General features: G+C 60.6%; 12 protein-coding genes and 2 tRNA genes. 7 read left to right on the top strand and 7 right to left on the bottom strand.

The window, feature by feature from the left end; all coding sequences use genetic code 11:
- Positions 1 to 2: 2 nt before the first annotated feature.
- The 3 genes from BJP05_RS10690 to BJP05_RS10680 form a co-directional block, all read right to left on the bottom strand.
- Positions 3 to 2,885: a Rib/alpha-like domain-containing protein gene (locus tag BJP05_RS10690; RefSeq protein ID WP_070363372.1), complete on the bottom strand. Its 2,883-nt coding sequence runs from the start codon at positions 2,883 to 2,885 to the stop codon at positions 3 to 5.
- A 67-nt stretch (positions 2,886 to 2,952) separates the two neighbouring features.
- A complete protein-coding gene (locus tag BJP05_RS10685) occupies positions 2,953 to 3,222 on the bottom strand; it encodes a TetR family transcriptional regulator (RefSeq protein ID WP_070363371.1) in 270 nt (89 codons plus the stop codon).
- Positions 3,215 to 3,430: a CopG family transcriptional regulator gene (locus tag BJP05_RS10680; protein ID WP_070363370.1), complete on the bottom strand. Its 216-nt coding sequence runs from the start codon at positions 3,428 to 3,430 to the stop codon at positions 3,215 to 3,217. The genes BJP05_RS10685 and BJP05_RS10680 overlap by 8 nt, the downstream gene beginning before the upstream one ends.
- A gap of 96 nt (positions 3,431 to 3,526) precedes the next feature.
- Between BJP05_RS10680 and gyrA the strand changes: the two genes are divergently transcribed.
- The 6 genes from gyrA to BJP05_RS10650 all read left to right on the top strand — a co-directional run bounded on the left by gyrA (position 3,527) and on the right by BJP05_RS10650 (position 16,313).
- Positions 3,527 to 6,091 carry a DNA gyrase subunit A gene (gene gyrA, locus BJP05_RS10675; RefSeq protein ID WP_070363369.1) on the top strand — a complete coding sequence of 855 codons (2,565 nt, stop codon included), beginning with the start codon at positions 3,527 to 3,529 and terminating at the stop codon, positions 6,089 to 6,091.
- A gap of 3 nt (positions 6,092 to 6,094) precedes the next feature.
- A complete protein-coding gene (locus BJP05_RS10670) occupies positions 6,095 to 6,439 on the top strand; it encodes a DUF3566 domain-containing protein (protein ID WP_070363368.1) in 345 nt (114 codons plus the stop codon).
- 98 nt (positions 6,440 to 6,537) lie between these two features.
- Positions 6,538 to 6,611, top strand: a tRNA-Ile gene (locus tag BJP05_RS10665).
- Between the two features lie 11 nt (positions 6,612 to 6,622).
- Positions 6,623 to 6,695 (top strand) — tRNA-Ala (locus BJP05_RS10660).
- 377 nt (positions 6,696 to 7,072) lie between these two features.
- The gene (locus BJP05_RS10655; protein WP_070363367.1) at positions 7,073 to 11,458 is read left to right on the top strand and encodes a hypothetical protein; all 4,386 of its coding nucleotides are present in this window, start codon (positions 7,073 to 7,075) and stop codon (positions 11,456 to 11,458) included.
- A 355-nt stretch (positions 11,459 to 11,813) separates the two neighbouring features.
- A complete protein-coding gene (locus BJP05_RS10650) occupies positions 11,814 to 16,313 on the top strand; it encodes a hypothetical protein (RefSeq protein ID WP_145945285.1) in 4,500 nt (1,499 codons plus the stop codon).
- A 100-nt stretch (positions 16,314 to 16,413) separates the two neighbouring features.
- Here BJP05_RS10650 and BJP05_RS10645 read toward each other — a convergent pair whose 3' ends face one another.
- From BJP05_RS10645 to BJP05_RS10635, 3 genes are all read right to left on the bottom strand, one after another.
- Positions 16,414 to 16,833, bottom strand: a complete 420-nt coding sequence (locus BJP05_RS10645; protein WP_070363365.1) for a hypothetical protein — start codon at positions 16,831 to 16,833, stop codon at positions 16,414 to 16,416.
- 588 nt (positions 16,834 to 17,421) lie between these two features.
- On the bottom strand, positions 17,422 to 19,515 hold the full coding sequence (locus BJP05_RS10640; protein WP_070363364.1) for a YhgE/Pip family protein: 2,094 nt from the start codon (positions 19,513 to 19,515) through the stop codon (positions 17,422 to 17,424).
- The gene (locus tag BJP05_RS10635) at positions 19,512 to 20,123 is read right to left on the bottom strand and encodes an ATP-binding cassette domain-containing protein (protein ID WP_070363363.1); all 612 of its coding nucleotides are present in this window, start codon (positions 20,121 to 20,123) and stop codon (positions 19,512 to 19,514) included. The genes BJP05_RS10640 and BJP05_RS10635 overlap by 4 nt, the downstream gene beginning before the upstream one ends.
- Positions 20,124 to 20,211: 88 nt before the next feature.
- Between BJP05_RS10635 and BJP05_RS10630 the strand changes: the two genes are divergently transcribed.
- Positions 20,212 to 20,778, top strand: coding sequence for a TetR/AcrR family transcriptional regulator (locus tag BJP05_RS10630; RefSeq protein WP_070363362.1), 567 nt, complete (start codon positions 20,212 to 20,214; stop codon positions 20,776 to 20,778).
- A gap of 3 nt (positions 20,779 to 20,781) precedes the next feature.
- On the opposite strand, the gene BJP05_RS10625 is transcribed toward BJP05_RS10630, so the two are convergent.
- Positions 20,782 to 21,354 carry a hypothetical protein gene (locus tag BJP05_RS10625; protein WP_070363361.1) on the bottom strand — a complete coding sequence of 191 codons (573 nt, stop codon included), beginning with the start codon at positions 21,352 to 21,354 and terminating at the stop codon, positions 20,782 to 20,784.
- Positions 21,355 to 21,393: the final 39 nt, after the last annotated feature.

Raw genomic sequence — 21,393 nt, 5'->3', positions numbered from 1 at the left:
TGTTAGCGAAGCAGCGCGTTGATGTCGACGTACTGCAGCACATAGTTCGCCGCGCCGGCCAGCAGACCGAGCAGCGCGAGCACGCCAACCACGATGCCGATGGTCGCACCCGTGCTCGAGCCCTCCTCGTTCGAGGAGGAGCTGCTGGAGCCTGAGCTCGAGCCCGTGTCACCACCCTTATCGACGTCCACTCCGCCCTCAACCGTGGCCTTCAGCTTGTAGTCCTTCGTCGACCAGTCGGGGAACGTCGCGGTGACGGTGTAGTCGATGGAAGCGCCAGGCTTCGCGTCCGCCGGAGGAGTGATGGTGACCTCACCTGTGCTCGGGTCAGTGGCGAACTTCCAACCGTCGTACGTACCGTTCGGGCCCGTGAACTTGGTGCCTGCGGGAACGTCGCCGCTCGGGCGCTGCACGATCGTGCCGCCAGCGTTCACCTTCTGGTTTTCAAAGTCGACGTCCGACTTGTCCGCCTGGGACTCCTTCGGCTTTGCTGGCGTCGTGGTGCTCGTCGGCTGCTCGCTGGTCGGCTGCTCGCTGGTGGACGGCGCCGTGGTGGTGCGCTCCACGTAGACGGTGACTTCGTGAATCTGCCTCGACTTGTCTGGGAAGACCACGGTGACAGGGAAGCTCACAGTGGTACCAACCGTCGCGTTCGCTGGTGCAGTAATCCGAATCTCACCAGTCTGGCTGTTCGTGGTGGCGGACCATCCTTGCTGCGACCCGCTCGGCCCGTTGAACTTCGTCCCCGTAGGGAATTCGCCCTTCGGCTTCAGCGTCACAGACTCACCCGCGTGCACCGGCGTGCGCGCGTACTCAATCTTGGTCGTCTCATTCTGCGGCCTCGAAGGCTTCGTCGAGGTAGTTGGAGTCGTCTCACTTGTCGACGCCTCTTCGCTTGTCCGCGGCGCGGACTCCTTCGTGGTCGTCGTTGCCTTGGTTGTTGGCGTTGCCTTGGTAGTCGACGTGGCCGGGGTGGTCGTCTCCGGGGTGGTGGACTTCTCGGTTGTCCGCGGCGCGGACGTGGTCGGCTCTGTCGTCTTGTCCGAAGTCGTCGGCGTAGTCGTTGACGGGTCGGTTGTCCGCGGGGCGGACTCCTCCGAAGTCGGCGTGGACTCCTCAGACGTGGATGGCTCTGTCGTCTTGTCCGAAGTCGTCGGTTTCGTCGTCGTAGCCTCTTCGCTTGTCCGTGGCGTGGACGGTTCCGTGGTTTTTTCCGAAGTCGCCGGGTCGGTTGTCCGCGGCGCGGACTCCTCCGAAGTCGGCGTGGACTCCTTGGTGGAGGTCGTCGGAGTAGTCGTCTCCTTTGCCTTCACGGTGACGTGGAATTTCGTCTCCTGCTTGGAGCCGTCGCGGAAGTAGATCTCGAGGGGAACCGTGAAGTCGAAGTCACGGGCGTGGCTTGGTACTTCAACGGAGACAGCGCCGTCCTTGTCGGTATTGACCTTCACACCGTTGACGCTCTGGTTCTTCGGGCCGTTGACGATGGCACCGGTCGGCAGGGATTCAGCTGGTTTGAACACGTGGTTCTCGCCGGCCTTGATGGTCACGTCCTTGTAGGTCACCTTGAACTTTTCGGACTCGGGATTGGTTGGCGCCTCGAAGAGGACGACGGCGCTGGTGACGGTGCGGGAACCGTCGGGGAACTCGACGCGGATAGGCACGTTGATCTGGGTGCCTGCGCGGGTGCCCTCTGGGGTTTTGACGGTCACCACACCGGTCGATGGCTCAATGCTGATCTCCCATCCCGTTGGTGGCGTTGCGTTCATGGCGAACTTGGTGCCGTCCGGCACATCTTTGAGTGCAGGAGTGATGGTGGCGGTCTCATCAGCGGGCGTATTGGTCACTGGATAATCGACGTTGGCCTTGCTGGACTGCCAGACGGGGTCCTTGGTCACCTCGACCTTGGCTTGTACGAAGTCTTGGGAGTCGTCGGAGTAGGTGACGATGACAGGCACATTCACGACTGCACCGGCAGCGAGCGGCTCCTTTGGCTTCGCGGTGATGGTGCCGTTGGTGGCGTCGATAGACAGGTCCCATAGCTTGGACTCGCCGACGATCTTGAACGTGGTGCCTTCCGGCAGCTCAGCCGTCTGCTTGACGGTGGCTGTTTCGTTGCCCGCGATCTGCTCCGTTGGGTAGGACGGGGTGTGCTTCGCGGCGAGGCGGTCGGATGACGGGGTGGTGTTGCCGTGCTTGTCGGCGACGGATACTTTGGCGTGCTTGACGTCGGAGGAGCCGTCGGGGAACTCTGCGCGAACTGGGATGGAGAGCCAGGAACCGTAGCCGATGTCCCCTGGTTTGACGGTGACGGCGCCGGTGGCCTCCTCGACGCTCACGTCCCACTTCTCAATTTTGTCGCTGTTGAGGTAGAACTTCGTACCCTGCGGGAACTTGCCGGTAGGCGTGACGGTGACGCTCTGCTTCGGCTGGACCAGCGAGTCCTTGTACTCGATGGTGGAGGTGTTGGCGTTGTTGTTGCCACCAGGAACGACGGTGACCTCGGTGTCATAGGTGGCCGTGGATTTGTCTGCAAAGAGGACGAAGACACGGTAGCGCAGTCCCTGGCCGGGGCGCAGCTTCGGTGCGGCCTCGATGGTAACGGCACCCGTCTTTTCGTCGGTGGTCAGCTTCCAGCCGTCGATGCTGGTCGGGCCGACTGCCTTGGCGCCCTCTGGGAGTGGGACGCTCGGCTCGACGGTGATGGTGCCGCCGGCGGTGATTTCGGCGTCGCGCCACTCGCGCGAATCCTGGGCGTTCGACGCCGAATCTGACGCTGCGGTCGTCTCAGAAGTCGTCTCTTCCGCGCGCAGCTGCGGCGCGGCCAGGCCGGCGCCGATCAGCGCTGCGGTGGTTGCCAGTACAGCGGTGTACTTTGTAGCGTTCATTGTTCCTCCACCAAGTGTTCTCTAATGGTCCGTGTAAATAGTTGCCAGTGTAGGAGAAAGTACGCGATTACGCTTCCTCGACCCACCGCAAATAGGTGGTGCCGGCGACGTCAGCGAAGGCGTCGTTGGCTCCGGTCAGGGGGCACAGGGCCCGGATCGTGTCGGCGAGGCCGCGGGCGGCGGCGTGTGCGGTGTCGTAGACGGGCACGCCGTGGAGGTGGGCGCCGGGGACGGCGGCGCAGGCGCATAGTGCGGCGAAGGAACGTATTCGCACCTTATATATATGCGCGCATTCGTCGGCGATGGCCAGCAGCTGCTCACTGCTTAAGCTACGCATCGCGGGCCTGCCGGATGCGGCGTTCGGTGTGGGCGTATTCCTGCAGGGTGGTGCGGGCGAGGTTGGTAATGGTGGCGTCGTCAAGAAGGCGGGAGGCAGCGGTGACGATGGCGCGGCGGGCGGCCTCTTGCTTGGAGCAGCCCCATGCGGAGGCGAGCATGATGAGTGCTGTGTCTTCGTCTGTGCTGAGTCGTAGCGTCATGGCCATGCCGCGATGGTATCAGAGTGATACCACGGCGCAGGGGTGATTCGGTGCACAAGGCGCTAGAATCGGTAGGAACCAATGTTTGACGAAAGGTGAGCAATGAGTGATGACACTCTAGGTGGCGGCGGCTCCGACGCCATCCAGCCCATTGACATCAATGAGGAGATGCAGACGAGCTACATCGATTACGCGATGAGCGTGATCGTCGGCCGTGCGCTCCCGGATGTCCGCGATGGCATGAAGCCGGTGCACCGCCGCATCATTTACGCGATGTACGACCACGGCTACCGCCCCGAGCGCTCGTACGTGAAGAGTGCCAAGCCTGTCGCCGACACGATGGGTAACTTCCACCCGCACGGCGACAGCGCGATTTATGACACGCTGGTGCGCATGGCCCAGCCGTGGGCGATGCGCTACCCGCTGGTGGACGGCCAGGGTAACTTCGGTTCCCCTGGTAATGACGGCCCAGCGGCCATGCGTTACACCGAGTGCAAGATGACGCCGCTGGCGATGGAGATGGTCCGCGACATCCGCGAGGACGCCGTGGAGTTCTCCCCGAACTACGACGGCAAGACCCGCGAGCCGGACGTGCTGCCATCGCGTGTGCCGAACCTGCTGATGAACGGCTCGAACGGTATCGCCGTCGGTATGGCCACCAACATCCCGCCGCACAACTTGAACGAGCTGGCGGAGGCCATCTACTGGATGCTCGACAACTATGACGCGGATGAGCAGGCGGCGCTCGACGCGGTAATGGAGCGAGTGAAGGGCCCGGACTTTCCGACGGCCGGCCTCATCGTCGGCGATCAGGGCATCAAGGATGCCTACACCACGGGCCGCGGTTCGATCCGCATGCGTGGTGTGACCGAGATCGAGGAGATCGGCAACCGCCAGGTCATCACGATTACGGAGCTGCCGTACCAGGTCAACCCGGATAACTTCATCCACAACATCGCGGAGCAGGTTACCGCGGGCAAGATGGTGGGCATCTCCAAGATTGAGGACGAGTCCTCCGACCGCGTGGGCATGCGCATCGTGGTCACGCTGAAGCGCGACGCGGTTCCTCGGGTGGTGCTCAATAACCTGTACAAGCACTCGCAGCTGGAGACGAACTTCTCCGCGAACATGCTCTCCATCGTCGACGGCGTGCCGCGCACGCTGCGCCTCGACCAGATGCTGCGCTACTACGTCAAGCACCAGATCGACGTCATCGTTCGCCGCACCAAGTTCCGCCTGGATGAGGCCGAGAAGCGCGCCCACATCCTGCGCGGCCTGGTCAAGGCGCTCGATGCGTTGGACGAGGTCATCGCCCTGATCCGTCGCTCGCCGACCGTTGACGACGCCCGCCAGGGCCTGATCAAGCTTCTCGACGTCGACGAGATCCAGGCCAACGAAATCCTGGCAATGCAGCTGCGCCGCCTGGCAGCGCTGGAGCGCCAGAAGATCATCGACGATTTGGCCGAGATCGAGCGCAAGATCGCCGATTACAAGGACATCTTGGCCCGCCCGGAGCGCCAGCGGGAGATCGTTGGCAACGAGTTGCGTGAGATCGTCGAAAAGTATGGCGACGAGCGCCGCACCCAGATCGTGGCCGCAACCGGCGATGTGACCGAGGAAGACCTCATCGCGCGCGAGAACGTCGTGGTCACCATCACCTCTACCGGCTACGCGAAGCGCACGAAGGTGGATGCGTACAAGTCGCAGAAGCGCGGCGGCAAGGGTGTCCGCGGGGCGGAACTGAAGCAGGACGACGTGGTAAAGCACTTCTTCATCTGCTCCACCCACGACTGGATCCTGTTCTTCACCAACTTCGGCCGCGTGTACCGCCTCAAGGCTTACGAGCTGCCGGAGGCGGGCCGCACCGCTCGCGGCCAGCACGTGGCGAACCTGCTGGAGTTCCAGCCGGAGGAGCGCATCGCGCAGGTCATCCAGATCCAGTCCTACGAGGACGCCCCGTACCTGGTCCTGGCCACCCGCGACGGCCGCGTGAAGAAGTCCCGCCTGACCGACTACGAGTCGGCGCGTTCCGCGGGCCTCATCGCGATCAACCTCAACGAAGGCGACGCCCTGATCGGCGCCGCGCTGGCAGGCGAGGAAGACGACCTGCTGCTCGTCTCTGAGCAGGGACAGGCCATCCGCTTCACCGCTGACGACGACCAGCTGCGCCCAATGGGTCGCGCGACCGCCGGCGTGAAGGGCATGCGCTTCCGCGGCGACGACAAGCTGCTCGCAATGACCGTGGTCCAGGACGGCGAGTTCCTGCTCGTCGCTACCGCTGGCGGCTACGGCAAGCGCACCGCGATTGAGGAGTACAACACCCAGGGCCGCGGCGGCATGGGCGTGATGACGTTCAAGTACACCCCGAAGCGTGGCAAGCTGATCGGCGCCCTGGCGGTCGATGAGGAAGACCAGATCTTCGCCATCACCTCCGCCGGCGGCGTGATCCGCACCGAGGTCAACCAGATCCGTCCGTCCTCCCGCGCCACGATGGGCGTCCGCCTCGTCGACCTCGCGGATGACGTTGAGCTGCTGGCCATCGACAAGAACGTCGAGGAGCAGGGCGAAGAGGAGGCAACCGCGGTTGCCAAGGGCGAGAAGACGATTGAGGAAGCCAAGGAGCAGACCTCCTCGTCCATCTCCGCGTCGCCGAAGGATGGGGAGTAAACCATGGCCGCCCGCAAGATAGTGGTGCGGCGCGTGGGTGTCGCCTCCGTGTTTAAGGTGGCGACGATCCTCGCCCTCGTCGGCTTCGTCGCGTGGATGCTGGGCGCGGCCATCGTCTACTACGGCCTCGCGCAGACTGGGGTCATTGACTCCTTGAACTCGCTGGTCAGTGGCGTCGGCGGCGACCAAGTTATCGACGCCACCCTGGTCATGTCCGCGGCAGGCCTCTTCGGGCTCATCGGCGTGGTGTTCGTCGCGGTGATGGCCCCGCTGACGGCGTTGCTCTACAACGCCATCGCGGACCTGGTCGGCGGCGTCACCCTGGTGATGTCCAACAGGGCGCGATAGCCGTGAGATACCTACCGCTATAACAACTATAAAAACACCGCTTGTACTGGCGATTTGTCAAAGGTTATAGTGGTAGGTAATCTTACTTCTCGTTCCCAGGGCCTATAGCTCAGTCGGTTAGAGCGCATCGCTGATAACGATGAGGTCGCAAGTTCGATTCTTGCTAGGCCCACAGGAACAAAAGGGGCATTAGCTCAGTTGGTAGAGCACCTGCTTTGCAAGCAGGATGTCAGGAGTTCGATTCTCCTATGCTCCACAGGTTCACCCTGGTCTCCGGTTCGGAGGCCAGGGTTTTTTCGTATGGTTCTTCATGCGTTGACATGTGTCCCCCCTGTTTGGTGGCAGTGGTGTTTTGAGTGTGATAGATCACGTTCTTGTTGCATACTTTGACAGGTTTTGTGAAGCTGCTGGTCAGGGGGTTTTTGGGGGTTGTGGGGTGTGGTTTTGTGGGTTGTGGTGGTGGTTTTGTGGTGGTGGGGGTGTAGTGGACTACTTTCAGGGAGATTTTTGTGATTGAATAAATGTCTGTCAGTTTGTGGATCCGTGTTCAGATGGTCTTCAGGCTGCTTCGAATATCTCCTACGATTTTTAAGGATTGAGCCGTTGCAAAACGCACATCTTAAGAAGCGAATCATGGCCGGCCTGATTTCAGGCGCAATGATTGCAGGTGGCGCTGTTGTCGTCGCCCCGGACGCAAGCGCAGACGATCGCATTACGGGTACGTACTCCGCACTGCCGAGCGACAAGTACGATGAGGCGCTGCGCTTTAACACTGAGCAGATCAAGATGCTCACGAATCAGAATGATTACCAGGCCATGCTGAAGACCTGGATGCAGGTCACCCCGATGGGCCCGGGCTGGTGCATTGATCTTGAGAAGCCGCAGCCAAACCTGCAGACCCAGGGCTACGAGCTGCGCAAGCTGGACGGCATGTCCGGCCTGTACGGCTTCAACGGCTTTAACGGCGACCTTGGTATTAACGCAGACATCGAGACGGCAGCGATCTCGCTGACGAAGTCGATGCTGAAATCCTGGTACGAGCGCAACTTTGAGGACGTCAAGAAGAAGAACGTCGCGCTGCAGGCCCTGCTGTCGAACAACAAGAGCGTTCTGGACGGCCAGCGTTCCTACATCATGAACGGCCAGACCCAGAACGGCGTTCGCGTCACCAACCAGGAGTTCACCCAGTGGACCGGTTTCCGCATCAGCGCTGTCTTCGGCGGCACCCAGGAGTTCCAGCCGAACTTCGCACTGATCAAGGATGAGGCTGCGTTCAGCCGCGTCTCCAGCACCGTCCGTGCTGGCGAGTACGTCACCATCCTGCTGCCGAAGGATTACAACATCTACCAGGATGGCCGCGAGGCAACCTTCCAGCGTCTGATCCCTCCGACCCAGCCGGGCCTGGACGGCTTCTACCCACGCCCAGGCGGCGGCAACGGCGGCGGCACTGTGACCACCACCGTGACGGTTCCTGGTGAAGCTGGTGTCACCTCCACCGTGACCGAGACCGGCCGCCCGACCATCACGCACACTGTGTACAAGGATGGCGGTGTCGAGCGGGAGACGGTGACCGTTCGTCCGACGGTGACGAAGACCAACGAGCGGCAGGAAGTTCACTACAAGACGGTTGAGGTCGCTCCGGAAACGGAGACCGTGACGCATGAGGTAGTGAAGCCTGCTGTTACCGTCACCGAGTTCGAGCAGGGCGGACCAACGTCCACCGCCACTGAGACCGTCACGGAAGATCCGCGCGTCATCGTCGTGGAGAAGCGTGACCCGGTAACCGTCACCGAAACTGCAACGGCGAAGCCGACGATCACCGAGACCGACAAGGTCCAGCCGAAGGTCACGGTTACTGAGCCTGTCTACGTCACCGAGACGAAGAATGTCGCGCCGAAGACCGAGACGAAGACGGTCACCGCTGCGCCGAAGACCGAGACGAAGGTCGTTGACACGACCGTCACCCGTGTTTCCGAGAAGCACGAGACCACCACGATCGAGCGTCGTTATTCCCAGTTCAACTACTTCTACGACTTCTCCAACACGAGCGAGTCGAAGGTTATTGAGCCGAAGAACCTGGGTAACTGGACCATCGAGTTTGTCGACGACTCCAACGGCCTGGTCGAGGTCACCAAGGAAAACAACCGCCTCGTTATCACCCCGAAGAAGCAGGGTGAGGGCGACGTCCGCATCATCATCAAGGATGGTAACGGCAACCGCCACGAGTACCGCATCCACGTGGTGAACAAGGATTCCGAGAAGACCACCGAGAAGACTGTTCGCGTGGACAACCACTTCTTCAACGTCGGGGTTACTGGCCTTGACCAGTCCATCACGATCCCAGAGGGCTGGAAGTACGAGGTCACCGAGGGCAAGGACCTGATCACCACCACCCAGGATGGCAACACCCTGAACGTGAACGTCAATGCCGGCGTGATCACTGGCAAGGTGAAGGTCAAGGTCTACGAGGTTGACAAGGACGGCAAGCCAACCGGTAACGAGCAGAACTACGAGTTCAACATCGATACCAAGCCGAACAAGTACAACCAGTCCCGCGTGATCGGTAACATCTCCTCGTACAAGATCGAGGTAGACAACATCGTCGGCGAGCCTGAGATTCTCAAGGGCAAGGACATTGTTGAGTCCCTGGAGAAGAAGGGTGACCACTGGGTACTGACCCCGAAGGCTGGCCAGACCGGCACCGTGATTGTCCGCGCCAAGAACGACAAGGGCGAAACCTTCATGTTCACCCTCGAGGTTCGCGACGGCCGTAACGTCCTGATCGACTCCGAGACGGAGCTCATTACCGTTGGCGGCGAGGTTAAGATCACGGGTGAGGAAGGCGACAAGCTCGAGATCGCCCGCGGTAAGGATCTCGTCGACCCAGCTCAGCTTGAGGGCACCGGCGAGTGGACCCTGAAGCCGAGCAAGGACGGCCTGATCGTTGCACACGTCAAGGATGCCGAGGGCAACCTGGTCGCGGTTTACACGATCATCGTGACGCCACAAGAGGCGAAGCCTGCGACACAGCCAGTCGACTACACGATTTCGAACCGCAACACGGCGGTCCTGACGAAGGGTGTGACCTCCAACGACTTCGTATTCCCAGAGGGTGAAGATAACTTCAGCTGGGTTCAGGATCAGGACAATCCTGACAAGTACTACCTGATGCCGAACCCTGACTTCGAGGGTGACATCAAGGTCGTCGAGCAGTCCAAGGGTGGCCATGCGCTGATCGAGTACACGATCCACGTCAAGCCTGCTAAGGTTCACGAGTTCGACGCCGTCACGGTTCCAGACAACTCGGAGCAGCCTGCGCCTGTGCTGTCCCAGCCTGACAAGCAGAAGCTCGTCGTGGTGTCTGGTAAGGACCTGATCGACGGCGACGTCAACGAAGCTGGCGGCGGCAAGATCAAGATCAAGGAAGGCGTTTCCGGAAAGATCGTCCTCGAGGTCCAGAACTCCCGTGGCCTGCCGGTTTCCCGCTACACCTACAATGTTGAGCTGACGAAGCCGAACAAGTCCGAGTTCAAGATCACCTCGGATGACAAGTTCACCACCGAGCTCAACCCTGGTGACAAGCTCACCGTCGTCGAAGGCGAGAACCTCGTTGAAGTGACCCAGAACGGTGACGAGTGGACTGTCACGCCGAAGGATGGCGCTGAGGGCACGGTCGTCCTCGACGTCACCGACAAGGACGGCAAGGTCTACAAGCAGTTCATCTTGGATATCACCAAGGGAACCGGTAGCGGCTCCGACTCCTCCAACAACTCCGTTGTTGAGCACAAGATCACGGAGCAGGGCACCTTCGACGTCACCATTGTCAACAACAACAAGTACGAGGTTGTTGAGGGCAAGGAATACGTCACCGTCGTCAACGACACCGACAAGCGCTTCGAGCTCCGCATCAACGAGAACACCGAGGGCAAGAAGGTTGTTGTCGTTGAGAAGAACAACGGCAAGGTTGTGAAGACGCACAACATCACCATCACCAAGAGCGGTGGTGTGCTGAAGTTCGTCGAGGAGCGTCGTGTCTACCAGCCGAAGCTGACCGACAAGATCACCACGGGCGAAGGCAACACCTTCCGCGTCCTTCGTGGTAAGGACCTCATCGAGGAGATCCCGACGCACCCAGGCAGCTTCAACGTGAAGCCTTTGCCACAGAAGTCTGGTCGCGTCCTCATCGAGGAAGTTGACGGTGCTGGCAACCCGGTTCGCATCATTGAGATCGACGTCCCGGCTACGTCCGAGGGCAACATCATCGGCAAGCCAGGCAACCACGATGTCAGCCCGAACCCAGATGGTTCCTGGAAGATTGTCGTTCCTGGCGGTGGCGCGACCGACATTGAGATTTGCTCTGGTTCGAACTGCAAGCCGGTGGATCCGGACATGGTTGTTCCGAACCCGGACGGGTCCATCACGATCAAGCCTGGTAAGGGCGGCATCGAGAAGGGCACGACCCACATCACGTTCATCCCTCAGGTGAACGGTCAGCCGCAGAAGCGAGTTCGAATCAATGTCGAGCTCACGAGTAAGGATGTGGCTACTTCTTCCGACGGCAAGTGCATCGCATCCCTCGTGGGCATCGCTTCGCCGCTGCTGCTCCTGATCCCGCTGGGTATCCTGTCCCAGGTTCGCGTTCCGGGCCTTGAAGGCGTCCAGGGCAAGCTGAACGCCGCTGTCCGCGAGGCAAACGACCGCATCCAGCGTGGCCTGGGCATCTACGACCCCGACCGCGCAGAGCGCGCTGCGGGCCTCCAGGCCTCATTCAACGTAGCCAACCCAGAGATGGTCGGCCTCGCAGCCGGTGCTCTCGGAACGATTACTGTGGGTCTGCTCATCGCGGACGCTGTGCTCCGCTCCTGTGGCCAGGGCGACAAGACCTCGTCCTACCAGATTGGTAAGGCAACGGGTAACGACACCCTCATTTACGGTTCTTCGAAGAAGAACGACGTAATCAGGACCGCAACCCCGGTCCCTACTACTGAGGCAAATGCTCCGGCGCAGCCTGAGAAGTAATTTCGCCTAGCAGAAGGCCCCTTCCACTTTCGGAAGGGGCCTTTTGGCGTTCATCGAGGTGAGCACGATGACACGTGTCCCCCCTGTTTGGTGGCAGTGGTGTTTTGAGTGTGATAGATCACGTTCTTGTTGCATACTTTGACAGGTTTTGTGAAGCTGCTGGTCAGGGGGTTTTTGAGGGTTGTGGGGTGTGGTTTTGTGGGTTGTGGTGGTGTTTTTGTGGTGGTGGGGGCGTAGTGGACTACTTTCAGGGAGATTTTTGTGATTGAATAAATGTCTGTCAGTTTGTGGATCCGTGTTCAGATGGTCTTCAGGCTGCTTCGAATATCTCCTACGATTTTTAAGGATTGAGCCGTTGCAAAACGCACATCTTAAGAAGCGAATCATGGCCGGCCTGATTACAGGCGTCATGGCCGTTAGCACCGTGCACGTTGCTGCGCCGAACGCAAGCGCAGACATTGCTGTTACAAGCCAGTACGATCAGCTCTCCCAGGAGGAGCTGCAGAAGGTCTTTGAAGGCCAGCAGATCTGGAAAGAGAAGATCCCGAAGGGCCAGAACGCTCTCGGTCTGCTGGCTACCCAGTACGGCCCGGGCTGGTGCATCGACTGGGGCGTCGATAACCCGTGGAACAACCCGAAGGGTTACTCCTTCCGTAAGCTGACCGGCCAGTCCGGCCGCTACGGCGTTGGTAACCGCATCAACCCGGATGTTGAGAAGGGCGCCATCAACCTGATGAAGGCCGTTCTCGAGGACCAGGAGAAAGGCGACATCGAGGGCGTTAAGCGCAAGATGATGTACATGCAGGCGTTGGTTTCCAACAACCTTGCATACCTCAACGAGGTTCGCCCGAACCTGATGGGTGACGCGATGTTCACCGAGCTGACCGGTTTCGAGATTCGCTACAAGCGTGTTGATAGGGCAAACCCGGGGCCGAACTACTACCTCGTCGTTAACGAGGGAGCGATGGAAAAGGTTCGCAAGAGCTACAACAAAGGCGAATACATCGTTGTCTTGATGCCAAACAACTACAACCTGAATTTCAGCTGGAGGCGTGAATACACTTCCCAGCGTCTGATCACGCCGTACCAGCCAGGTCTGGAGAAGCCGAAGCAGCCAAAGCCGCAGGAGCCTCACTACACGAACACGACAGTGACGCTGCCGAAGAGCACGGTTACCACCGTCGTGACAGTCCCAGAGGCGACCGAGACCCGCTGGGAGCAAATCCCGCCGACCACGAAGGTAACGACTGTAACGAAGCCGGCGGAGACGAAGACCACTACGGTTACTCACGAGCCGTCGACGGTGACGACGACCAAGCGTGAAAACGGCAAGGACGTCACGGTCACGAAGACCATCACGCCGGAGCCGTCGATCGTTGAGACGGTTGTTCCAGGCTCGACAGTCACCAACACGACGACCGTTACTGAGCGCCCAGTCGTGACCACGGTCAAGGAGCACGTCACCCCGACGACGGAGACCCACTACACGACCGTCCCAACGACGGTTGAGGTCACCCCGTCTGACGTCACCGAGACGAAGACCGAGCAGTCCACGGTCACGACGACTTCCACGAACGTCAACGTTCAGGAGATCATCAAGGAGTACTACACCCGGATCGAGAAGGAAGTCTACGAGATCCACAACACGATCGACATCCGTCACAAGGACGAGAAGAAGATCCTTGACATGGGCGATCTGAAGAAGCAGGGCTACTCCTGGCGCATCACGAAGGGCGAGGACCTCGTGATCGTGGATCGCGATAAGGACAACAACCTGATCATCAAGCCGAAGGATGACTTCAAGGGATCCGGTGTTGTTGAGATCGTCGTTACCGATGAGAACGGCAACGAGTACATCTACGAGCTGCAGATCAACGATCGCACTGGTGAGGTCGAGCACCTCAACAAGATCGTGAACAACTACTTCTACAACATCAACCAGGGTGGCTCTGATCGCACCAAGATCATCACGCTGGACAAGGGTGACAAGGTAGAGGTTCTCGAGGGTGGCGACATCGCGACCGTGAAGGACGATGGTGCTGGCAAGCTCGTCATCACCCCGAAGGACAAGGATGTTCACGGTGAGGTGATCGTCAAGATCACGTCGAAGAACGGTGAAGAGAAGCAGAACATTATCACCATTGAGAACATCAACTCCACCTACAAGGTGACCCGCGAGATCCTCAACACCTCCGTGGGCTTCGTTGAGCGTCGTGGTGGTACCAAGTTCGAGATCACCTCCGACGAGAACAAGGTCATCAAGGAGATCGTCGAGGACGGCGACAACTGGAAGATCGTTCCGAACGAAGGCGCTGAAGGCGAAGCAACCGTCACCTTCACCGACAAGGACGGCCGCACCTACGAATTCACGTTCATCGTCAAGAAGGACGTGAATGCTGGCCCGGACATCCGTGACGTTCTCATCAACCACGATGGCAAGGTCGAGATCGAGCGCCGCGACAACTACACCATCAAGATTGTCAGCGGTGAAGACTACGCGAAGATCATTGAAGAGAATGGCAAGTGGGTCGTGAAGCCGACCGACGCAGCTGCCAATAACCTTCAGGGCAGCCAGGTCGTCGTTCAGGTGAACGACGACAAGGGTGAGCTGCGCAACATCTGGAACATTCAGATTAACCCTGCTCTCAACCAGGACACCTTCGAAAAGCGCGTGCTGCAGCGTGAGGCGGTTGATCGTTCCTACATGACGATTAACGCTGGCAACGCCACGAACAACAACCTCACCATCACTGAGGGTGAGGACTTGGTCGTCAAGGATGAGAAGAATACGAAGACCAACGACAACGGTGACACTACCGATTTGCGCTTCCGCTTCAAGCCGGGCACGAAGGGCCAGGTCAAGATCCAGGAGACCATGCGTTGGCTCGACGTAGAGGATATTCCTGAGGGTTCCACCGTCGCTGACGAGAGCCTGCTCGACCCGAACAATGATAACCCGAAGAAGCCGAAGATCATTGTTGATAAGGCTCCGAAGAACAAGGACGGCAAGCGGTACGTTGACCTTGTCATCACCGAGTGGGTTGTTGATGTCGAGCCGGGTCACGTCCAGGAGCTGAACCACGAGTTCACCACTGACAACGACCTGACGATTCAGGGCACCGACCTCAAGCTCATCAAGGGCGAGGAGCTGCTGAAGTCGAAGCCTGAAGAAGGTTCCATCATGAAGCTGGAGCCGAAGCGTGAGGCAGAAGGCACCGTTGTCGTCGAGAACCGCACGAACGACGGCTACGTCTTCGAGCGCTACACCATCAACTTCAAGCCTGGTCGTGACTTGAACAAGGTCATCAAGCGCGTGATCACGACGGATAGCACCGCGAAGTTGGCCCGCTACGAGAACGATAAGGTCTTCAAGGTCCTCGAGGGTACCCTGGCAGATGGTAAGGACATCACCAGCGAGTTCAAGAAGTACTTCAAGTACTCCGAGGAGACGAACGAGTTCCAGCTCGTGCCGCTCGAGGCAGCAATCGGCAAGGTCTTCACCTTCCAGATCGCTGACGACCGTGGCGTGTACGCGAACTACGAGTTCACCGTCGGCACTGGCGAGAACAAGAGCAACCGCACCTTCGAGATCCCAGAATCGTCTGAGTTCCGCGTGCTGCAGATCAACCCGAACACCATGGTGTGGGTTAGTGGTTCCGAGAACTTCACGACTAACGTTCAGGACAGCGGTTCTGTCGACGGCAAGAGCAACAAGATCTCTGAGTGGGTTGCAAAGCCTGTGAAGGATTCGGCTGGCAAGTCGGGCATCGTGCAGGAGGTTGACCCAGACGGCAACGTTGTCAACCGTTACACGCTGAACATCACGGCGCCGAAGGTCCGTAAGTTCGATGAGGTTCAGAAGGGCGCTCTTGTTGGTGAGACGCAGACCATCGAGAAGAAGGACAAGGACAACACCTTGGCCATCGTCAAGGGCCGCGATCTTCTCACTGACATCAGCGCTGATAACTCCGTCTTCACTCCGACGGACAAGGCTGCAAACCAGTCTGTGGTTGTTGAGGAGTACAACGCCAACGGTGACCTGGTGACTCGATACACCATCTCCGTCCTGCCAAAGGGCTGGTCCACCTCCGAGGGTGCAAACATTGCCGACCCGAACAAGCTCTTCATCATTAAGAAGAACGAGAAGACCGGCGTCATCACCATCCAGCTCAACCCTGACTCTGGCGTGAAGCTTGACCTGAGCAAGGTCGACTTCGACATTGTCGGCGGTAAGGCGACGAAGGAGTTCAAGGACGGCAAGTGGATCATCACCCCGGAGAAGAATGGCAACCTCACCATCGTGCCGATCTTCCCGAACTCTGCTCAGGGTGCTCCAGTCGATGTTGAGGTAAATATCACCGTTACGAAGGAAACCAAGGGTTCCTCGAACGCGAACTTCAAGGACCCGAAGTGCATCGCTGGTCTGGTCGGCATGGCGTCGCCACTGCTGCTGTTGATCCCGCTGGGCATCCTCTCCCAGGTCCGCATTCCGGGCCTCGAGAGCCTGCGCGCAGAGGTCAACGCAGCCATCAAGCGCGCTAACGATGACATCCAGCGTGGCCTGGGTATCTACGACCGCGACCGCGCAGAGCGCGCAGCCGGCCTGCAGGGTGCGTTCCAGGTAGCGAACCCACAGATGATCGGCCTCGCAGGTGGCGCCCTCGGTGCCATCACCGCCGGCCTGATCATCATGGACGTTGTCCTGCGTAGCTGTGGTGTGGACGAAGCAACGTCCTCCTACCAGCTGGGCAAGGCAACCGGCAACCAGACCCTGATTGACGGTTCCTCCAAGAAGGACGATCAGGGCACCGAGGAAGCAAAGCCTGCCGAGGACAAGCCAGCGGAGAACAACTAACGTTGACTCCGTCTCAGGCTGAGGTCAGGGCATAACAAAACCCGGCCCGCACACCACACGGTGCGCGGGCCGGGTTTTCTCTTGCAGTAAAGGGAATCGGCTACTTCCGCTTCTTCGGCAACGCCATCAGCGCCGCACCCATCGAAACCAGCCACGAATCCTTCGCCAGGGAAAGGCCATCGTGGGAAGGACGGATGCCGTCGTCCTCGGTCATGGCGTCGTTGTTGAAGTACATCGTCAACATGCCAGCGCCAAACGAGCCAAGGGCCGCACCGGCGAGACGGTTGCTCACAAAGGGGGCGAGCAGCGCGCCGGCCACCGCTGCCTCAGAGACAGCGAGACCCTTGCCGAACTGCTCCGGATCCAACTTGCCAAGCGCAGGGATGCCCGTGGCAGCCATGCCTTGGAGGCCCTCGGCGGCCTCGCGGTTGAGGCCGAACTTGCCCAGGGCAGAGTTCAAAATGAAAAGCCCCGTCGGGACGCGCAGGGCAACGGATGCAAGCTTTGCGGATGTAGACATAGTGTGCTCCTTCGTTATTGGTAGATCGCAATGCGTGTTGACGCATCAACAATGTTGCGAGTCTACCAGTCGTAGAAGTCACCTGCAGAAGGGGGAGCGCACCAAATTCGTGATTTTCCGAAGGTCGCACACGTGTTTTCCCAGGTCACTAAACGCACCTAGGGCCAGTGAGGGAATTTGGTGCGCAGGCCAAGCATCACGACACCACATTCCCGAATCTCGAAAAGGCGACGCGACGTTTCCCCAGGTCGTCAACTCCACGAGGAGGAATTTGGTGCACTCCCCCTCACCTCAGTGCCAAAGCACGCAACTCTCTCTTCACGAGCTGGGTTTTTACCCCTTCCCCCAACAAGAATTGCGTCTTTTGGCACTGGCATCTCCCGATGGGACACCACATTCCCTCCCCGACCCCCATCGACCTGGGCTTTTCCAAACCCGGCTGCCAAAATCCAGGAATTTGGTGCGCGCATCCCCTGCCCAGACACCAAATTCCCGAATCTCGAAAATGCGCCACAGCGTTTCCCCAGCTCACCGAACCCCCAAATAGTAATGTGGTGCCAGGGACCGGCCCCCAGCAACCACAAACCCTTACAGCGACAGCTCTGGGTGGATGTCCTTGTCGTTGAGGATGCGGCGCTTCCACATGCCCCACGCGCTGATCAACCACGCGGCCACTGCGAGCAGTGTGAGGACCACGATGGCGCGCAGCAGGCGCGGGTCTTCGGCGTGGTTGCCGAAGAAGGCGACGCGGATCATATCCACGGTAAAGCGCATCGGGTCCCAGGCGTGGACCCACTGGATGAACCCTGGCTGCACTTCGGGCGGGTAGAGGCCGTTGGAGGCCACCAGCTGGAGGGACATGAGCGCCATGGTGACCAGTCTGCCGGTGGCGGGGCCGAAGACCATGTTGATGGCCAGGATGAGGGACATGAACACCCAGGAGCCGAACCACAGCACGCCGAACAGGCCGAGTGGGTGCTTCGGCTCGACGCCGATCGCGACGACCTGCACGAGCCACAGCAGCACGGCCTGCACGAAGCCGACGATCAGGGACGGCAGCAGGGTGTGGGCGACCATGCGGAAGGGGTTGGTGCCGGAGTCGATGACGCGGCGTGAGAACGGCGCGAGGATCATGTAGAGCACCAGGCCGCCGATCCACAGGGAGAGGGACAGGAAGAAGGGGGAGAGGCCCTTGCCGAAGAAGGTGAGTTCGTCGCCGGTGTTGTTGTGTACGACGGGGTTACCGGCGGCCTCGGTGGCTTTCTCGAGGCGGTCGCCTTCCCAGGTTGGGGCTTTGTCGGCGCCTTCGTTGAGTTTGAGGCTGAGTTCGCCGGTGCCGTCGCTGAGGGTGACCAGGCCGTCGTTCAGGTCGTTGAGGCCGACGACGAGCTGGTTGGAGCCACCCGCGAGTTTGGAGGTGCCTTCGGCTGCGGAGTTCGCTCCCACGACGAGGCGGGAGGAGCCGTCCTTCAGCTTGCCGACGCCCACCACGAGCGTGCCGGAGCCGTCCTGCAGCATCCGCAGGCCCTGCGCCAGCGTCTGCGCACCGGCGGCGGCTTGGTCCATGCCGGAGCGGTACTTGGCGGTGGGGTCGTTGAGCTGGGTGGACAGTTCGTGGGCGCCGTTGCGCAGCCTGGTCAGGTCGTTGATCATCTGCGGGTTCATGGCGACGAACTGGTCGGCATTGAGCTGAGCTTTCAGGCCGCGGGCCTGATTGGCCAGGTCGGAGGCGCCGGGAACTGGGGTGGCGTCGAGCTGACGGATGGCCTGGTCCAGGGTGGCGTTGATGCTGTTGAAGGTGTTCTGGGCCACGTTGAGCTGGTCCGTGATGGAGGTCAGCTTGCCTACACCGCCGGCGATGGCGGCTGCTCCGGCGCCGAGCTGGGCGGTGCCGTCTTGGAGGGCGGTGAGGCCGTTGGCAAGCTTGTTGGCGCCTTGGGAGGCTTCGCCGAGCTTCTCGTTGAGCGTGTTGGCGCCCTGCTGGAGTTCGCCGATGCCGGAGTCGAGTTGCTGCGCGCCGTCGGCGAGCTTCTTGATGCCGTTGTCGAGCTCCCCGACGCCGCCGTTGAGCTTGCCGGCGCCGTCCTTCAGTTTGCCGCTGCCGTCCTTGGCTTTGTGCGCGCCGTCATCGAGTTTGCCCGCGCCGTCGGCGGCCTGCACCATGCCGTCGTGGATGGTGTTGAAGCCGACGAAGAGCTGGTTGACCACCTCTTTACTCACGCTCTCCGAGATGACGGAGCTCATGATCATGGTGACCTGGTTGCCCAGCATGGTGGGGATGAACCCGTTGGTCTCATTAAGGGAGATGTTGAGTTTCGCCTGGTGGGGGTTGTCGGAGTTGACGGATTCGGCGGCTTCGGAGAAGTCGCTGGGGATCTCCACGCCAAGGTAATAGGTGCCGTCGGCGACGCCCTTTTGGGCTTCCTCCGCGCTGACCAGGCGGAAGTCCATGGGTTGCTCGTCCATGAGTTCTTCCACCACGGTAAGGCCGTGCTCACCCTCGTCCGAGTTGACCAGGGCGACGGGCATCTTGTGCAGGTTGCCCAGCGGGTCGTAGTAGGACCAGACGAACAGTCCGCCGAAGAGCAGCGGGATGAGCGTGATGGCGATGATGGCGAGCGGCGGCAGTTTGCCGTGACCGAACTTTCGGAAGTTGCTGCCGATGTGCAGCCCTGCGATCATAGGTCCTCCTTGTTCACGCTGTTGACCAGCACAGGTTTGAGTTTTGCGACGTCGCGCAGGTTGTCGATGAATTCTTTGCGCAGCTCAAAGTTACGCAGCTGGTCTGGGTCGTCGACGATGATGAGCGGCGCGTCTGGTCGCGCGATGAGCGCGAGCAGTACACGCAACCGCATCCGGTCGACGATGCTGAGGTCGCCGATGCCGAGCTTGAGTTTGTCCTCGTCCAGGTCGAATTGGAGGGGTTCCAGCCAGGGTTCGACAAGTTCGTGGCCGAGCAGGTCACGCGGGATGAGGCGGAAGAACGGCAGCTCCCAGGAGATTTGCTCCCGGATGATTTCCTTGGTGGGCACGGAGCGCTCGACGGAGTCGATGAGCGAGATGCCCGCCAGGGCGATCTCGGGGAAGCGTTGGCGGGCGGTGGTGGGCTCGTCGAAAAGCTCGATGGTGCCGCTGTGTGGTTCGTAGCGGCCGGCGAGCGCCATACTCAGTGTGGACGCGCCGGACTCGCGAGGCGATGTGACCAGCGTGAACCCTTCGCCAACCTCGAGGTTGACCGGGTTGTTCCCTGGGCGCACGACGACGTCGACGGCTCGTAGGATGCAGTCCATTGAACACCTACTTTGGTTGATTTTCGTTGCAGAATGGTGCTAAGCGTAGGATTGACTATCAGTTAATGTCAAGCGGAAAGGAAGCACCATGCGAGCCGATGCGAGACAGAAGCGCGAACAGCTGATCCGGGCGGCGGTGGAGAACTTCCGCACCCGCCCGAACTCGGAGGTCACGCTTGGCGAGATCGCGGAGCACGCTGGGGTGGGCATCGCCACGCTGTACAGGCACTTTCCGACGCGCGCCGACCTGCGCCAGGCGTGCGCCCTCGAGTTCATTGACGTGCTCGACGCGAAGCTGGGGGACACGCTGGCCAAGTTTGACAGCGCCCCGGAGGAGCAGTGGCGCGCCTTCATTTGGGCGTGCGCCGACTCGGGTATCGGCATGCTGGTGGCGGCCCCGGCGGACGAGCCGCCGCACGCCCTGGAGCCCACGGTGCGGCAGCGCCGCGACGAGTTCTTCGCGCACGCCCAAGAGCTGCTGGACCTCGCCGCCGCTCACGGCCTGGTGGACCCAGCGCTGACTCCCTCCGAGATCGCCGCCGAGCTCATCGTGGTGACCCGCCCCATGAGTGCGAATCTGCGCAACCTTTTCCCAGACGTGAAGACCCGCCTGGTCAACCACCTGTTGCTGGCGTGGCGGGTGGACGCCAACTAGCGTCTACTTCGTAGCGCGGCGCTGCTCGTCGTCGAGGGCGTCGAGGGTGCTGAACTGGTCGTCGGCGGAATCGGTGGAGTACACCAGCGTCGCCGTTCCCTCAGCCCCGCCTTCAGTCGCGTCTTCCCGCAGTGCGTGCTTGGGCTCGTGGTTGCGCTCCTCAAGCTTTTCGCGCAGGTAGAACTCCCACAGCGCCCAGCCGCCGGCCGCGAGCGCGCCCGCACCGAGGGAGGCGAGCAGGACCTTCGAGCCGGCCCCACGCTTGCGCGCTTCCTTCTTCAGCGCGATCTGGCGGGCCTTGCGGTCAGGGGCGGTTGCGGCGTGGAGGGCGCGGCGGGCGTCGATACGCGCGTGGCTGGCGCGGGTGACTTTGCCGGCCTGCTGGCGCGCGGCGTCGTAGATCCCCTCGAGCTGTGGGACGTCGGCGAGGTCGTTGAGGTCGTCGATGTTGTCGTCCTTGATGGCTTCGGTGAGTGCTTCGTAGACGTCGCGCTGCTGCTTGCTGTTGAGTTCGCGGAAGTAGTTCCAGGCGCCGCTGATGCCGCGCAGTGCGAGTCGTGCAGTGGTGAGGTTCATGTGTGCTCCTTCGTTGTGTTCTCTCTCAACCACCCTAGC

Source organism: Corynebacterium sp. NML98-0116 (assembly GCF_001767255.1).
Lineage (GTDB): Bacteria > Actinomycetota > Actinomycetes > Mycobacteriales > Mycobacteriaceae > Corynebacterium > Corynebacterium pseudogenitalium.
Note: the sequence above shows the minus strand (reverse complement) of the source record. Positions and strands in the feature narration are given on the sequence as shown.

Coding starts and splice junctions, on each gene's coding strand:
- BJP05_RS10690 (WP_070363372.1), bottom strand. CDS start 2,885: ATGAACGCTACAAAGTACACCGCTGTACTGGCAACCACCGCAGCGCTG.
- BJP05_RS10685 (WP_070363371.1), bottom strand. CDS start 3,222: ATGCGTAGCTTAAGCAGTGAGCAGCTGCTGGCCATCGCCGACGAATGC.
- BJP05_RS10680 (WP_070363370.1), bottom strand. CDS start 3,430: ATGGCCATGACGCTACGACTCAGCACAGACGAAGACACAGCACTCATC.
- gyrA (WP_070363369.1), top strand. CDS start 3,527: ATGAGTGATGACACTCTAGGTGGCGGCGGCTCCGACGCCATCCAGCCC.
- BJP05_RS10670 (WP_070363368.1), top strand. CDS start 6,095: ATGGCCGCCCGCAAGATAGTGGTGCGGCGCGTGGGTGTCGCCTCCGTG.
- BJP05_RS10655 (WP_070363367.1), top strand. CDS start 7,073: ATGGCCGGCCTGATTTCAGGCGCAATGATTGCAGGTGGCGCTGTTGTC.
- BJP05_RS10645 (WP_070363365.1), bottom strand. CDS start 16,833: ATGTCTACATCCGCAAAGCTTGCATCCGTTGCCCTGCGCGTCCCGACG.
- BJP05_RS10640 (WP_070363364.1), bottom strand. CDS start 19,515: ATGATCGCAGGGCTGCACATCGGCAGCAACTTCCGAAAGTTCGGTCAC.
- BJP05_RS10635 (WP_070363363.1), bottom strand. CDS start 20,123: ATGGACTGCATCCTACGAGCCGTCGACGTCGTCGTGCGCCCAGGGAAC.
- BJP05_RS10630 (WP_070363362.1), top strand. CDS start 20,212: ATGCGAGCCGATGCGAGACAGAAGCGCGAACAGCTGATCCGGGCGGCG.
- BJP05_RS10625 (WP_070363361.1), bottom strand. CDS start 21,354: ATGAACCTCACCACTGCACGACTCGCACTGCGCGGCATCAGCGGCGCC.